Raw genomic sequence first — 15,381 nt, 5'->3', positions numbered from 1 at the left:
GAAACTAATTTAATAGTCTCATTTAATCATAATATAGCAAATGAGGGGCTGTAACCTTAGGGCGGTAGCTTATCTTTTTGTTGTTAAATCTAGGCATTCCCTAATAGTAATTTAGTCCATAATATAGCTGTGAGCTAAAAATGATCTTACCAAAAAGAATCTTGTCAACTATATCGATTACGTTATTACTCTCTGGTTGTAGTATTCCGGGATCGAATATCAATATAGATAATAAACAAGTAATAGCTGCGGGTAATGAAGATACTTCGTTAGATAATATTAATGTTTATCCCTTAACGGCTTTGACTGTTTCTCAATATAAGAAACTACCGATTTCCGCTCAGGTTAATACCACTCTTGATAGTGAGCTGAAAAAATATGAATACCATGTTGGTGTTGGTGATATTTTAAATGTCACTATTTGGGACCATCCTGAATTAACGATTCCAGCTGGTTCCTATCGTAGTGCGAGTGAAGCGGGTAACTGGGTACATGCAGATGGCACTATTTTCTATCCTTATATTGGTAAGGTGAAGGTTGCTGGTAAAACAGTGACAGAAATAAGAAAAGAAATTGCTCGACGATTAGCTGCCTATATTGAAGCGCCACAAGTTGATGTAAACGTGGCTTCTTTCCGTTCTAAAAAAACCTATATAACAGGTGAAGTTAAAAATCCAGGTCCTCAAGCAATAACCAATATTCCATTAACGCTTCTTGATGCGATTAATAAATCAGGTGGCTTAGCTGAAGATTCCGATTGGCGTAATGTAACGTTAACTCGTAATGGTAAAGATCAGAATGTTTCTCTATATGCGCTAATGCAGCGCGGAGATTTAACTCAAAATCGTTTATTAAAAGATGGCGACATTGTCCATGTACCTCGTAATGATGCACAAAAAGTGTTTGTGATGGGCGAAGTAAATAAGCCACAACTACTGAAAATTGACCGTGCAGGTATGAGCTTAACGGAAGCTCTTAGTAATGTGGGTGGCATCAATGAATTAGAAGCTGATGCAACAGGCGTATTTGTTATTCGCTCTAAAGATTCTCAAAAAGCAAGTGATCCTATTGCTGATATTTACCAATTAAATATCAAAGATGCGACAGCATTGGTGATTGGTACTGAGTTTGAATTACAGCCTTATGATGTTGTTTATGTGACTGCTGCACCGATCACTCGTTGGAACCGCGTAATCAAACAGCTATTACCAACTATCACCGGATTTAATAGCTTAACTGAAGGTGTTAACCGTTTTGTCGATTTTAAATAGACAAGATTTCATCACCCAATCTTGAATAAAATATGACTGACATGGAATATTGTTCATGAGTTTAACTCAAAATTTAGCAAATAAAGCAACACCGAATACCAGTGATGAAATCGACCTAGGAAAACTATTTGGCATTTTGATTGATAGCCGTTGGAGCATTATTGTAACCACTTTGCTCTTCACTATTGTAGGTATTGCTTATGCGCTTCTAGCAACACCTATATATAAAGCTGATGCATTGATTCAAGTAGAGCAAAAAAGCACGGGGATGCCTGCTCTTGGTGGTGATATGGCTGAGCTTTTTTCATCTGAGTCGACTGCAACAACTGAAATTGAAATTATTAAGTCTCGTATGGTATTAGGCGAGACGGTCGATAAATTAAATCTTTCTGTTGTAGCAACACCGAATTATATACCAGTGATAGGAAAGGGGCTGGCGCGATTAAGTGGTGAAAGTGCATCAATTAATATTTCTCGTTTTACCTTACCGGAATATGCGCAGCAAAATGGTTATGTGCTTACGGTTATTAATAGTAAAAAAGGTCAATATACGTTAGCTAATTCAGATGGGCGTGAGGTTCTACAAGGCCGAATAGGTGAGCTAGTTGAACAAAATGGTATTAGCTTATTTGTAACCTATATTCATGCTAAAGATAAAGCGACATTTACTTTAAGTAAAATTAGCCGATTAGATGCTATTCAAAATTTACAGCGTGATTTATCCATTAGTGAACGAGGGAAACAGACGGGTATCCTTCAACTCTCAATGACAGGTGAAAACCGCAGTAAAATTAAAGATATTCTTAATGACATCAGTCAGAACTACTTTTTACAAAACGTTGAACGCAATTCGGCAGAAGCAGAAAAAAGTTTAGTATTTCTAAAAAAACATCTGCCAGAAATTAAAGCACAATTAAATAAAGCTGAAGACAAATTAAATCATTACCGTCAGTCAAACGAGTCGGTCGATTTAAACTTAGAAGCAAAGTCAGCACTGGAAGTCATGGTAAATGTTGAAGCGCAATTAAATGAATTAACCTTTAAAGAAAGTGATATTTCACAGCGTTTCACCAAAGAGCACCCAGCATACATTGCATTGCTTGATAAACGTAAAACATTATTAGCGGAAAAAGCACGTTTAAATAAGCGTGTTGAAAAGTTACCAAAAACACAACAAGAAATTTTGCGATTAACAAGAAGCGTTGAAGTTAATCAGCAAATTTATGTTGAGCTACTAAATAAAGTACAAGAGCTAAGTATTGTAAAAGCGAGCACCGTGGGTAATGTACGTATTCTTGATAATGCGCAAACTTATTCTCAAGCAGTAAAACCGAAAAAAGCATTAATTGTTGTTTTAGCAACGCTATTAGGCGGTATGCTATCGGTAGCTATAGCTTTACTTCGTGCAGCTTTTCATAAAGGGGTTGAAACACCAGATCAAATTGAAGAGTTAGGATTACCTGTATATGCATCAATCCCATTATCAGACTCTCAAACTGAATTGCTGAAAAAACAAAAAGGGAAGAAACAATTAACAGTTGAACAAACCTTATTGAGTGTTTATAACCCAGCTGATTTATCAGTTGAAGCACTTCGTAGTTTACGTACAAGCTTGCATTTCGCGATGATGGAAGCAAAGAATAATGTGCTTATGATTTCCGGTCCAAGTCCTGGCATTGGTAAATCATTTGTTTCTGTGAACCTTGCATCGGTGATTGCAAAAGGAGGGCAGAAAGTCTTAGTGATTGATGCTGACATGCGCAAAGGCCGTATGGAAACACAACTATGTACAGACAGCAAGCCAGGCTTATCAGATTACTTATGTGGCAAGCAAGAGTTTGGTAATGTTGTGCGTGAAACGGGTGTAGATGGATTAGATTTCATTCCTCGAGGCGACACACCACCGAACCCGTCTGAACTGTTAATGCACCCTCGTTTGAAAGCATTAGTTGAGTGGGCGCAGCAAAATTACGACATGGTAATTGTTGATACTCCACCTATTTTAGCTGTCACGGATGCTGCAATTGTTGGTGCGCATGTAGGAACAACATTATTGGTTGGACGATTCGAGCAAAATACAGTTAAAGAAATTGATGTAGCTAAAAATCGTTTTGAACAAAATGGTATAGAAGTGAAAGGCTTTATTCTTAATGCCATTGTCCGTAAAGCAAGCAGTATTTATGGCGGAAATTACGGTTACTATAATTACAGCTACGACAGTAAGTGATTATATTGAGCGTTTAATTATAAAGAATACGGTCTTAGATACTTTTGCTGCACTGGGACCTATTCCCCTAAAAGCACTAAAACACAGTATTTAAGTTGCATATCAAAGCATTAGTGGTTTCCACTAGTGCTTTTTTATGTCTCAAATATCAAGAAATCCGTCTCATGTGTCTAAAAATACTGACAAGAAAAGTTGAAATAATTCAACTTTTTTAAGTGTGATACTTAAAAATAAAGCACGATAAATTGTAATCAAGTCATAGTAAAAAGGATCTTATTATCAATTTTAAATGACAGATTTAAGTTAAACCGCGTCACATACCTACCGTTAATATCATATTAAAAGTTGGCCGCTATATGAATTATGCTTACCTGTTTGTATTTATAACGTCATTTATTTCGTTATTCATCATGCGCAAAGTAGCAAAGAAAATTGGCTTAGTGGATAAGCCAAATGCGCGTAAGTTACACCAAGGTGTTGTCCCACTGGTTGGGGGTATTTCTATTTACCTTTCAATACTCGTGGGTTTTCTTCTTTTCTTACCATCAAGTTTAAACCTTGAGTTATACCTACTCTGCTCTGCTATTTTAATCGTTCTCGGCGCGTTAGATGACTACTACGATGTCAGTTTTAAAATTCGCTTATTCATTCAAGCTGGCATTTCATTGGCGATGATTTTAGTCGGTGGGCATAGCCTTCACTACCTAGGTTTTCTAATGGGTAGTGAAACTATTGCATTAGGTGAATTTGTTGGCGGGTTCATTACGGTGATTGCTGTTATTGGAGCAATTAACGCCTTTAACATGGTCGATGGTATTGATGGCCTATTAGGTGGTTTAGCATCGGTTACTTTTACTGCATTAGGCACAGTTTTCTTTCTGAGCGGCAACGAGTACTTAGGTACGATTTGCTTACTTATCGTGACAGCGCTTGTCCCTTACATCATGCTGAATTTAGGTTTCCCGCTTGGTCGTCGATTTAAAATCTTTATGGGCGATGCGGGAAGTATGTTTATTGGTTTTTCTGTGGTCTGGATGTTGATTCGAGGAACTCAAGAGCCAAGCATCGTAGCGTTTAAACCCGTTACAGCATTATGGCTAATTGCTTTGCCATTAATGGACATGGCAACCATTATGATCCGCCGTATGCGTAAAGGCCATTCCCCATTTAAACCTGACCGTGAGCATTTACATCATATCTGCCAGCGTATCGGATTATCGCCATTAATGACGTTATTTGTCATTTGTTTTATGGCAAGCATCTGTGCGGTGTTTGGTATTTTAGCGGATATCAATGGTGTTGCTGAATCAACGATGTTTATTGCTTTCCTATGTTTATTTGTAGTTTATTTTACAGTTATTAGTCATATTTGGCGAATTACCAAAATGTTAAAGAGCTTTTATTATTGTAATAAAGATGAAATGGAACTAAAAGGAGAGTAAAAATTATTCTTATTAAAATTAATTATGAATATCATGTTTAATAATATATTTTGAATAAAATTGAGAGTTGGTCGTAATGAAAATAAATATCGTAACATACCAAAATTATTTCGGACATCACTTAAAAGTTGAGGAAAGTCTTAATTTAAATGTGATAAAGAAAGAACTGGAAGCGAAAAATTTTAATATTAACATCTTTGATATAAATGAATTAATTAAATATGGTGTTAATGACAATGAATTCTATTGGATTACAAGCCATCAAAATACTGCAGTAAAAAAATATTTAAACGATATTGTATTTTCACTATTTGTAAACAGAGAAGAACAATTAATAACAAGTTTAAAATTATACTTTGCACACGATAATAAAGGTATTCAGTCATTATTATTTAATAACGGTAAGTCGATAGAATTAATAAAACAAAAATATTACCTTTCATCTTTATCCGAGGATATTGATAGAAAAAAAGTATTTAAAACTATTGATGGAGCTGGAGGACAAGGAGTAAGTTTAGTTGATAACAGTAAAATAAAGAAAAGAGTAAATAAGGAAAAAATAATAAGCTTCAATATTTATGAATGTAAGACAGCAATTAAGGAAAAAATTAAAAAAATTGTTAAGAGAAATGATAAGTATGCATCTTACGTTGAAAAAAGAGTACCTTATGTACTTCAGGATTTTATTGAAGGCTTAGATTCCGATTATAAAGTACTTGTGTTTTTTAAACGAGTATATGTTTTAAAAAGAAACATTCGAGATAATGACTTTAGAGCAAGTGGTAGTGGGAAATTTAGTTATATAGAACCAACAGATGAGTTACTTAACTATTCATTAAATCTGAGAGAAAATATAAATTCTCCGTTTGTATCGATTGATATAGCAGAAGTGTCTAAAAATAAATTTAAATGTATTGAATATCAAGCAACTCATTTTGGGCCATATACTCAATTGAATGCTAAATATTTTTACGAAAAAAAAGATAAGTGGGAAAAAGTAGTTAAAGATAACAATTTAGAACAAGATTACTGTTATTCTATTTATGAGTTTATGAAAGCTAAATAATAATGAGTAACTTTAAAAAAAATTTCATAAAAGTATTCATGGGAAGTGCATCAGCTCAATTGATTACAATTGCAATGCTTCCTATACTATCAAGAATTATTGATCCAAAAATATTAGGCCAATATTCAATTTCAACAATATCCGTAATGATACTATATCCCATATTTTGTGGAAGAATGGATCAAGCATTACTTGCGAGTGAAAATGATAATAAAAATGAACTACTTAATGCTGGGTTAAGATTTAATCTGATTTTTATAGTGTTATCTATTGTAATTATTATATTATTAAGTTTTATAATTGACCAAAAATATATTTTTTCAATACTATTAACTTTATTTGCAATTTCAAGTTTTTCTATATCACAGTTAATAAGTTCTCATTCATTATCAGAAGGTGATTTCGGTTGTGCATCGAAGCATAGATTTATTAGAACAACGACAACTATCTTGATACAGATAGTCCTTTGTTATTTTAGTACAAATTTATACTCAATGTTAATTAGTTATATTTCTGCAAATTTAATATCTGTATTATTTTTTAATAGTATTACCGATAAAAAGCTTGTTATTTATGTTGAGTTTAATTCATTTAAAAAGATAATAAAGAGAAAGAAAGATTTTATTTTATACCAAAATATATCATATGCATTTTCTATGGCATCGCAATATATAATGAATTATTCTTTTGTTTACTTTTCAAATACTATAACACTTGGGCTTTATTCCATGATGACTAGAGTAATGCAAGCTCCTATTACATTAGTTTCATCTTCGATAAAAGATGCCTTTTATTATAAGGCTAAGAAAATAAGTAATCGAAAGCTGCTCAGAAAAGAATTAATAAAAATAACATTTACTTTATTAACCTTATCATTAATAGTTTCAATTATATTCTTTAACCATTTACCATATTTATTTGAAAGTTTATTTGGCATAGAATGGAAAGAAGCAGGTGTTTATGCTCAAATATTAACTCCATGGTTTATATTAATGTTTTTGAATCAGCCCTACAGTGCAGTTGCAAATATAATTGGAATTCAGAAAGTTATTATGAAGTTTGATATATTATCTTTCTTAATGAGACTGATTGTTATCGTATCCTCTTGGTTAATTTATAACGATGTTTATATAACTTTATATGCTTTCTCAGTGTTAGGTGTTTTATTGAATATATCCCTAATGTATTTAATTTATAAGAGATGTAAATAAATGAAATTTGTCGTATTTGGTGATATGTGCCTGGATAATATCTCAGAAAATGATGAGATTAAAATATCTACTGAGTTAAATAAAGTAAAAAAAGAAAATATTTTAATTGCAAATCTAGAATGTCCTATAACAAATAGCAGAGATAAATTGAATAAAGATGGACCTAACTTATCAACAGATTTTGATAAAGGAAAAAAATTAATAGCAAAGTTACCGATTGATTTGTACACTTTAGCAAACAACCATATTCTAGACTATGGAAAGTCTGGATTTAAAGATACAATTACTGTTTTAGAGAATACGTCTAAAAATTATTGCGGAGCCGGACTTAATATCAATGATGCTGATAATGCATTTTTATATCAAAATAATGATGAAAAAGTAGCTATAGTAAATGTTGCAGAATCAGAATATTGCTTAGCAAATGATTATGGTTTTGGTGCATCAAGCCTAGATGCTTTAAAATTATTAAAAAGAATTAAAGAATTAAAGAATAAAAATTTTATTTGTATAGTTATAGTTCATGGAGGAAATGAACACTATAAATACCCAAGTCCAAGGTTTAAATCACTTATGCACTTTATTATTGATTGTGGTGGAGACGTGGTTATTACTCATCATACCCATAATGCTTCAGGTTATGAATTTTATGAAGGGAAACCAATATTTTATAGTTTGGGGAATTTTATATTTAAAAGAAATAGTATGCCAGATTATTGGTATAACGGACATGCTGTTGAAATAAACACAAAAAATTTAAAAGATTTCACTATACACCCTTATATTCAAGGAAAAAATGATAATATTTTTGAGTTTTTAGATAAAGAAAAAAAACAAAAGTATATTCATGAGTTAAATAAGATATCTGAAATAATAACAAACGATGCTCTTCTAAAAAAAGAATGGGATTCTTATATTGAGAGGAAATCATATTCATACCTTTCATGGATTTATGGTTTAACAAAAGTCGAAAGAATCTTCTTTAAAGTTACAGGTATAAGTAGAATGAATTTCTTATCTAAACAAAAAAAATTGATGATAAATAACCTAATACAATGTGAATCCCATCATGATTTACTACTAGATGTACTGAGAAAAAATCATGCTAAATAAAATCTATTTATTTATTGATACTTTTTATCCAGGAGGTGCAGAGCGAGTTTGTATTAATTATGCAAATGAATTGGCACAATTAGGATATGACATTTCCATTATAATCTATAATGATTCTAAACAATTTTATATGGATGAACTTAATAATGAAGTCGAAATTATCTCCTTGGATGTAGATACTGGAATTAGAGCATTTTTTAAATTAGTTAAAGAAGATGATCTAATACAAAGTAACAGTACAGTTATTGCTTTTAATCATCAGATCGCTTTAATACTTTTTGCTTTGAAGAAGTTTAAAAAAACAAACTTCAAATTAATTGCTAGAAATGTTAATAATTTATCACTTGATCTTAAGGCAAAAAAAGGAAGTAACCTTAAGAGGTTATTAACTAATTTCTTAATGAAAAGATATTATAAGAATATTGGGTGTTATATTGCTCAGTGTAATGCAATGAAAAGCGATATGATTCATGGGTTAAATATAAATAAAGAAGATATTCATGTGATACATAACCCAGTTGCCGTTAAGTATATTAATAAAAAGGTTAAAAAAGATATCGACATACTATTTATTGGTAGGCTTAAGAAGCAAAAGGGAATAGATAATCTAACTAATATTTTAAATCTTCTTAAAAATAAAAAGAAAGAATTTAATATAACAATTGTTGGTGATGGTGAATTAAAAGAGTTTATGTTCAATTCACTCAATGATAATGAAATAAACTTTAACTATTTAGAAAATACTAATAATACAGTCGATCTATATAATCGTTCAAAATGCTTTATACTTACATCATATTACGAGGGCTACCCTAATGTCCTTGTGGAAGCTTTAGCATGTGGTACTCCAGTTATATCTTTTGATTGTGAAAGTGGCCCAAAAGAAATTATTTCAAATGGTAAGAATGGTTTCCTAATCAATTGTTTTGACTGTGAAGATTTTAGTGAAAAAATTAAATTCATTTTAGAAACTAACTTTACTATTAAAGAAGAAAATAATAATTATAAAGAAATTATAAAAATCGAAAAGTTAATAGGTAAATAAATGATTGTAAAAAAGTATTATGTTTCTTTTTATATCTCACTTTTTTTGGTTTTTATAGGCTTCATGGAAAATTTTGGAAGCATTAGATATCTTTTTATGATGCCTTTATTTATTTTTCTTTTAATTATTTTGTGTTTTAGTCATAAAGTGATGAAAAGTACTATAAATACTTTTCTTGTTCTCATATTTTTTTCTTTTCTATTAGCTTTACCATCTTATTTTAATTTATACCCACATAAAGGTAATTTCAATTATGATTTAAGTGATTATTTTTTAGGCCTATTGGTTAAATTGCTATCAATATTTATTGTATTCCTATTTTTTAAAGATGATAGGGGTAAAATGAAAGATCTAATAAATTTCGTAATCATATTAAATGTTTCGTTTTTCCTATTACAGTTTATTTTAGTCTATGGAACTTCTTATTATTTAGATCCTCTTTACTTTTTAACTGGTGAAGTCCAAAGATATAAAAGTAATTTTTCTATTCCATTTATTGGATATATATATAGACCGACAGGATTGTATGAAGAGCCTTCAACTTATAGTGCCTTTATAATTCTTCTGATTTCAGCGAGATATTATTTAGATAATAAAATTGATAACATATTAAAAATAAGTGTTTTTTCTGTTCTATTGTCTTTCTCAGTAGCGTCAATTATCTATGGTTTTATTGTACTATTAATTTTCTATAGAAAAACTAATAATTCTTATATTAAATATTTATTTTTCCTATTTTTACCAGTTTTGTTGATCTTTTTAATCTATATTGGTCTTGAACGTCTTGGTTCTATTGATACGGCAACATCTTTACGAAGTAATTTATTATTAAAGGTATTTGAACAAGATAAATTAGAGATCTTATTTGGAAATGGTATGTTAGGAGTGATACCTTCTCTTTCAGAATATATGAAGTCAGGAAATCTGTGGGCCGCAGGAGTAGCTGCTCTAAATGATAATGGTTTATGGTTATTTATAATAATAAAGTTCGGTATTATTGGTTTAATCACAAGTATTATTTTGTTTTTTAAAAGAGTTAAAAGTTATACTAATCGTGCTTTATTTTTAATAATTTTATTGACTAAAGTTAGTTTCTTATATTTTGGTTTTTTGTTTTATCTGATGGTTATCATTAACTATAGAGAGAAATAGATGTTCTTTAGAATTTTTAAATTTATATATAGGAAAACTTTTTTTAAATTATATCGAGAGTTTATAAAAATATTTTATTGTCGAAAAGTTAATAACCAGTCTATAACAATAATTTCGAGTAACTGTTTAGCTGGGTGTATATATAGTGATTTAAATAAGGAATTTTTATCACCTACGATTAATACTTTTTTTTACGCACCTTGTTTTATCAATTTTTGCGAGAATTTAGATTACTATCTATCTTTAGATCTAATAGAAACTAAATTTTCAAAATATACGAATGATTTTTATTATCCTATAGGTACTTTAGGGGATATTGAAATCCATTTTCTACATTATAAAACATTTGATGAAGCTCGTTTAAAATGGAATTCTAGAAAAGAAAAAATAGTTAAAGATAATGTTAGATTTATAATGACGGATAGAGATGGTTTTAATACAGATATTGCGAATAGATTTTCTTTATTAGAGGGAAAGAATAATATTTTATTTACCGCTAATAGCTATAATTTAAAAAACGAAGTTCACTGTACTTTTGAAAAAGAAGTAATATCTTCTGATTTTACTTCTTTTCGAAAGTATGAAAAGTACATTAATATTGTTGATTGGTATAATGGAAAATAAAAGATTGTTGGTTGTTGAAGCTTCAAGCTTATTAGCGGGTTCTCAGAAAATCACTTTAAAGATTGTTGATTCATTATCTGATAAAGGCTTTGAGATCTACTCACTTTTAAAGCATGATGATAGTTTGTTTGATGGTTATTATAAAAGATTCAATAATCATCAATTTTTAATGCATAAATTATTAAACCGATTCTTCGGTACTGGAGATTTTTCCATTAAGAATTTATCTTTTCAATCTAAGTTATTACTTTTTTTCTCGGTATTTATATCTAACTTACAAGTTATTTATACCGCAAAGAAACATAGAATTTATAATATTTATTGTTATGATCCGAAAGGAATTATTCTTTGTGGCTTATTTGCAAAGTTTTTTAAGTTAAAAGTTATTTGGCATTTGCATGGCAAATTAAATTTTGGTAATAAAATTAATCGTTTTTTACTTGGGATGGCTGATGAAGTAATAGTTCCTTCATGTTCTATAGCTGATAACTTCATTAATATTAGAGATGATATTAATGTAATTTATAATGGTTTTGAATTTAAAGAATGTGATAAGTTATATGAAAAAAAAACTGATGTTATAAACCTGTTATTTATTGGTACTATTGTTCCAAATAAAGGACTTCACGTTTTAATTGAAAACCTGATAAATTCTAATTTTAAAGAAAATGTTATTTTAAACGTCCTTGGTTCTCCTGTGGGCGACATTGGTATAGCTTATAAGAAATACATTATCGAGTTAATAAATGATTTACCAAAAAACGTATTAGTGGAATTTCACGGTTGGGTTAACAATCCCTATGATTTTATTAAAAAGTCTGATTTATTATTATTTAGCTCTCTCGAAAAGTGCCGTATTACGCTTAATGGCGAAGAAAAAACATTTTCAGCAAGTGAAGGTTTACCAACAGTTTTAATTGAATCTATAGCTTTAGGAACTCCTGTTTTAGCTAATAAAACTACTGGGGTCAATGAAATTGTCTATGATAGTTGTTTTGGAACAGTTGTTGATGATATATCTCTTTGTGATTTTGATAAAGAAATAAAAGAAATTATTGAACGTAGAAAAAATATACCTACTACTGATTTCTTTAAAAAGTTTTCAATCAATACTATGAATGAATCAATCTTTAATATTATCAATAGGTAAGTTAGATGAAAATTGCTTTTGTTGGCGATATTGCTTTATTTGGAAAATTCGATTTAAATAAAAATAAAGATATTAAAAATTACTTCTCTGATATAAAACCAATCCTTGATTCCTGTGATATTTGCGTCGGTAATCTCGAAGCCCCATTTATTAATAAATCAAAAAAACATGGAAATAAATCAGCGTATATTTCCTCAAGTTTTGAAAATATTAATATTTTAAAACACCTTAATATAAATACAGTGTGTTTATCTAATAACCATATTTTTGATTTTGGCCCTAACGGTTTAAATGAGACAATTACACTTCTTGAAGAAAATAATATTGACTGGTTTGGTGTAAAAGGTAAAGATTTTATAAATGAGGAGTTGAAGTTAGCATTTCACGGTTACTGTTCCTATAATACTAACCCATTAGGGTTAGATAAAAAAAATGGTGTTAACGCATTAAAATATTCACTTGTTGAGAATAAATTCAAGTTTTATTCATCACAAGGTTATTTAAATATATTAAGTGTTCATTCTGGTATAGAGCACGTAAATTTATGCAGCGTGGATGATATAAAATTTGCTAGAAAATTAGCAGATATTAATAATTATGTATATTATGGACATCATCCCCATGTTTTACAAGGTGTTGAAAAATTCAAAAATTCAGTTCTTGCTTATAGTCTCGGTAATTTTTGCTTTGATGACTTATATGATGAAAGGACTTCTAATTTATTGATAAAGCAGTCTGATAATAACAAGTCTTCAATTATTTTAATTTTGGAATATGATGGAAATAATATTACAATGAAGTATATTCCCATTTTTCAAGGGGAGGAAAAGATGCTTATAAATAGTTCTGTAGCTAATGATATATATAATAAAGCTAATGAATATTTAAAGTTACCTTTAAGCTCTTATTTGAGAACACGATCAGCCTTTTCTGAAGAAGTTTTTTCTGAATTGTCATCCAAGAGAGACTTTAAGTGGTTTATCAAGAGACTGTCGATATCTACTTTGATAAGAATAGCTGATAGAAAAATAAATACATTTAAATATAAAAAACACTTCTCTTCTAAATTATAAATGAGTTTATTATTTTTATATGCCTAGTTTACAATATCGACTTTTTTCTAAAATTATTTCTTTACTTCCTAATAAAATAAAACTAAACATATTATTTTTTAGAAGATTTAAGAGGTTTATTAATTTTTCACAACCTGAGACTTTCAATGAAAAACTACAAGTTAGAAAAATTATAGATCATAACCCATTATTTACTGTAGCTGCTGATAAAATCGCATCTAAAGATTGGGTTAAAAGTATTTGCTCTGATATTTATATACCTAGAAATCTATGGATTGGTTCAGATACTAACGATATTGAATCAATAGATTTTTCATTACTTCCCCGTGATTATGTTTTTAAAGCAAATCACACAAGTCAAACTATTGAAATAATAAGAAATAATAACCACATTTCACAGAGAAAGATGATAAAACTAGCGTCTAAATGGTTGAAGCATGATCAATCATCATCATTAGGAGAATGGGCTTACAAGGATATACCTAGACGAGTTTTTATTGAAGAGTTTCTTGATTTTGAAGGCAGTGCACCTGACGACTATAAGTTTTTTGTGTTTAATGGCCGAGTGGAATTTATACAACTTGACTCAGATCGATTCATTAATCATAAAAGAAATATGTTTGATCGTAACTGGAGAGATTTGAATTTCGAATATTCTCATGAGATGAAGATACCGTCTCCACCAAAACCTATTTTTTTAGATGAAATGATAAGGATATCTGAATTAATTGGTGAGAATTTTGATTTTGTAAGAGTTGACTTATATTTTTACAATAATAAAGTTACTTTTGGTGAATTAACTATCTACCCAGGTGCTGGATTCGAAAAGTTTCCTTGTATTGAACTTGATAAATTATTTGGTAAATATTGGACGAGTTATTAAATGATTAACATTATTATTTCGTCAAATACTAGTTGGTATCTCTATAACTTCAGAAGAAATACTATTCTAGCTCTTGTTGATAAAGGTTATAGGGTTACTGCAATTTCACCATGGGATGAGTATTCCAACAAGCTTGAAGATCTCGGTGCTAATTATATTGACATTAAAATAGATAAAGGTGGAACGAATCCTTTAAAAGATTTGAAAACGTTATATAGGTTTAATCAGATATATAAAGCTGATTCTTATGATGTCGTCTTAAACTTTACTCCAAAGAATAATATCTATAGTACAATTGCTGCAAAGTTAAATAATATTAAAGTTATAAATAATATTGCTGGCCTTGGTGTTTTATTTATTAATGAATCTATAACTTCGAAATTAGCTCGATTGCTTTATAAAATAAGTCACAAAAAAGTCGATAAAGTATTCTTCCAAAATGAAGATGATAGGTTGCTATTTTTAGAAAATAAATTAGCTAAAGAAAATATTACCGATCGCCTTCCTGGTTCTGGTGCTGATTTAAGTCGATTCAATTTTTCACCATCACCTGATGATGGAGTTGTTCGATTCCTATTAATCGCAAGAATGCTTTATGACAAAGGTATAGGTCATTATGTTGAAGCAGCGAGAGAGTTAAAAGCAAAACATATACATAATGTCGAATTTAATCTACTAGGTTTTCTTGATGTAGATAACCCTTCCGCGGTATCTAAAAAAGATATGCAAGACTGGGTAAGCGAAGGGATTGTCAATTATCTTGGTGTTTCTGATGAAGTTGAAAAAGAAATAGCTAAAGCTGATTGTATGGTGCTTCCTTCTTTTTATAGAGAAGGAGTACCTAAGTCGCTTCTTGAAGCTGGTGCGATGGGAAAACCTATCGTAACGACTGATAATGTTGGTTGTCGTGAAACAGTAGATGATGGAGTCAATGGCTATCTATGTGAACTTCGTTCGACTCCTTCTCTTGTAAATGCGTTAGAGAAAATAATAAATCTTTCTCACCAAGAACGTATTGATATGGGGTTAAAGAGCCGTAAGAAGATTGAAGCCGAATTTGATGAAAAAATTGTGATTAATAAATATTTAGATGCAATTGATGAATTATTAAAAGAGAAATAAAA

Annotated in this window: 13 protein-coding genes; all 13 read left to right on the top strand. The window is 30.0% G+C overall.

What is annotated here, in order from left to right:
• The first annotated feature begins 140 nt into the window (after positions 1–140).
• The 13 genes from Q7674_RS17715 (at position 141) to Q7674_RS17655 (ending at position 15,379) form a co-directional block, all read left to right on the top strand.
• A complete protein-coding gene (locus tag Q7674_RS17715) occupies positions 141–1,271 on the top strand; it encodes a polysaccharide export protein (RefSeq protein WP_045062625.1) in 1,131 nt (376 codons plus the stop codon).
• Positions 1,272–1,326: 55 nt separating this feature from the next.
• Entirely contained in the window at positions 1,327–3,498 is a 2,172-nt protein-coding gene (locus Q7674_RS17710) for a polysaccharide biosynthesis tyrosine autokinase (RefSeq protein WP_107229680.1), read from the top strand.
• A gap of 356 nt (positions 3,499–3,854) precedes the next feature.
• Positions 3,855–4,940: a UDP-N-acetylglucosamine--undecaprenyl-phosphate N-acetylglucosaminephosphotransferase gene (gene wecA, locus Q7674_RS17705; protein ID WP_045062627.1), complete on the top strand. Its 1,086-nt coding sequence runs from the start codon at positions 3,855–3,857 to the stop codon at positions 4,938–4,940.
• A gap of 76 nt (positions 4,941–5,016) precedes the next feature.
• Positions 5,017–6,006, top strand: coding sequence for an ATP-grasp domain-containing protein (locus Q7674_RS17700; protein WP_107229679.1), 990 nt, complete (start codon positions 5,017–5,019; stop codon positions 6,004–6,006).
• Between the two features lie 2 nt (positions 6,007–6,008).
• Positions 6,009–7,217, top strand: coding sequence for a lipopolysaccharide biosynthesis protein (locus Q7674_RS17695; RefSeq protein ID WP_045062630.1), 1,209 nt, complete (start codon positions 6,009–6,011; stop codon positions 7,215–7,217).
• On the top strand, positions 7,218–8,330 hold the full coding sequence (locus Q7674_RS17690; protein ID WP_305422990.1) for a CapA family protein: 1,113 nt from the start codon (positions 7,218–7,220) through the stop codon (positions 8,328–8,330). It begins immediately after the preceding gene.
• Positions 8,320–9,375, top strand: a complete 1,056-nt coding sequence (locus tag Q7674_RS17685) for a glycosyltransferase (protein ID WP_045062633.1) — start codon at positions 8,320–8,322, stop codon at positions 9,373–9,375. Before Q7674_RS17690 ends, Q7674_RS17685 begins: the two co-directional genes overlap by 11 nt.
• Positions 9,376–10,527 (top strand): hypothetical protein, encoded by a 1,152-nt coding sequence (locus tag Q7674_RS17680; RefSeq protein WP_045062635.1) that lies wholly within the window; start codon positions 9,376–9,378, stop codon positions 10,525–10,527.
• Positions 10,528–11,151: a DUF1919 domain-containing protein gene (locus Q7674_RS17675; RefSeq protein WP_052679855.1), complete on the top strand. Its 624-nt coding sequence runs from the start codon at positions 10,528–10,530 to the stop codon at positions 11,149–11,151.
• Positions 11,141–12,301: a glycosyltransferase gene (locus Q7674_RS17670; RefSeq protein ID WP_045062638.1), complete on the top strand. Its 1,161-nt coding sequence runs from the start codon at positions 11,141–11,143 to the stop codon at positions 12,299–12,301. The genes Q7674_RS17675 and Q7674_RS17670 overlap by 11 nt, the downstream gene beginning before the upstream one ends.
• A 5-nt stretch (positions 12,302–12,306) precedes the next feature.
• Positions 12,307–13,374 carry a CapA family protein gene (locus Q7674_RS17665; RefSeq protein WP_107229677.1) on the top strand — a complete coding sequence of 356 codons (1,068 nt, stop codon included), beginning with the start codon at positions 12,307–12,309 and terminating at the stop codon, positions 13,372–13,374.
• A gap of 19 nt (positions 13,375–13,393) precedes the next feature.
• Positions 13,394–14,257 (top strand): ATP-grasp fold amidoligase family protein, encoded by an 864-nt coding sequence (locus Q7674_RS17660; protein ID WP_045062641.1) that lies wholly within the window; start codon positions 13,394–13,396, stop codon positions 14,255–14,257.
• Positions 14,258–15,379, top strand: coding sequence for a glycosyltransferase family 4 protein (locus tag Q7674_RS17655; protein WP_305422986.1), 1,122 nt, complete (start codon positions 14,258–14,260; stop codon positions 15,377–15,379).
• The last annotated feature ends 2 nt before the right edge of the window (positions 15,380–15,381 follow it).

It is taken from the genome of Photobacterium leiognathi (assembly GCF_030685535.1).
GTDB lineage: Bacteria > Pseudomonadota > Gammaproteobacteria > Enterobacterales > Vibrionaceae > Photobacterium > Photobacterium leiognathi.
This window is presented reverse-complemented; position numbering and strand designations above follow the sequence as displayed.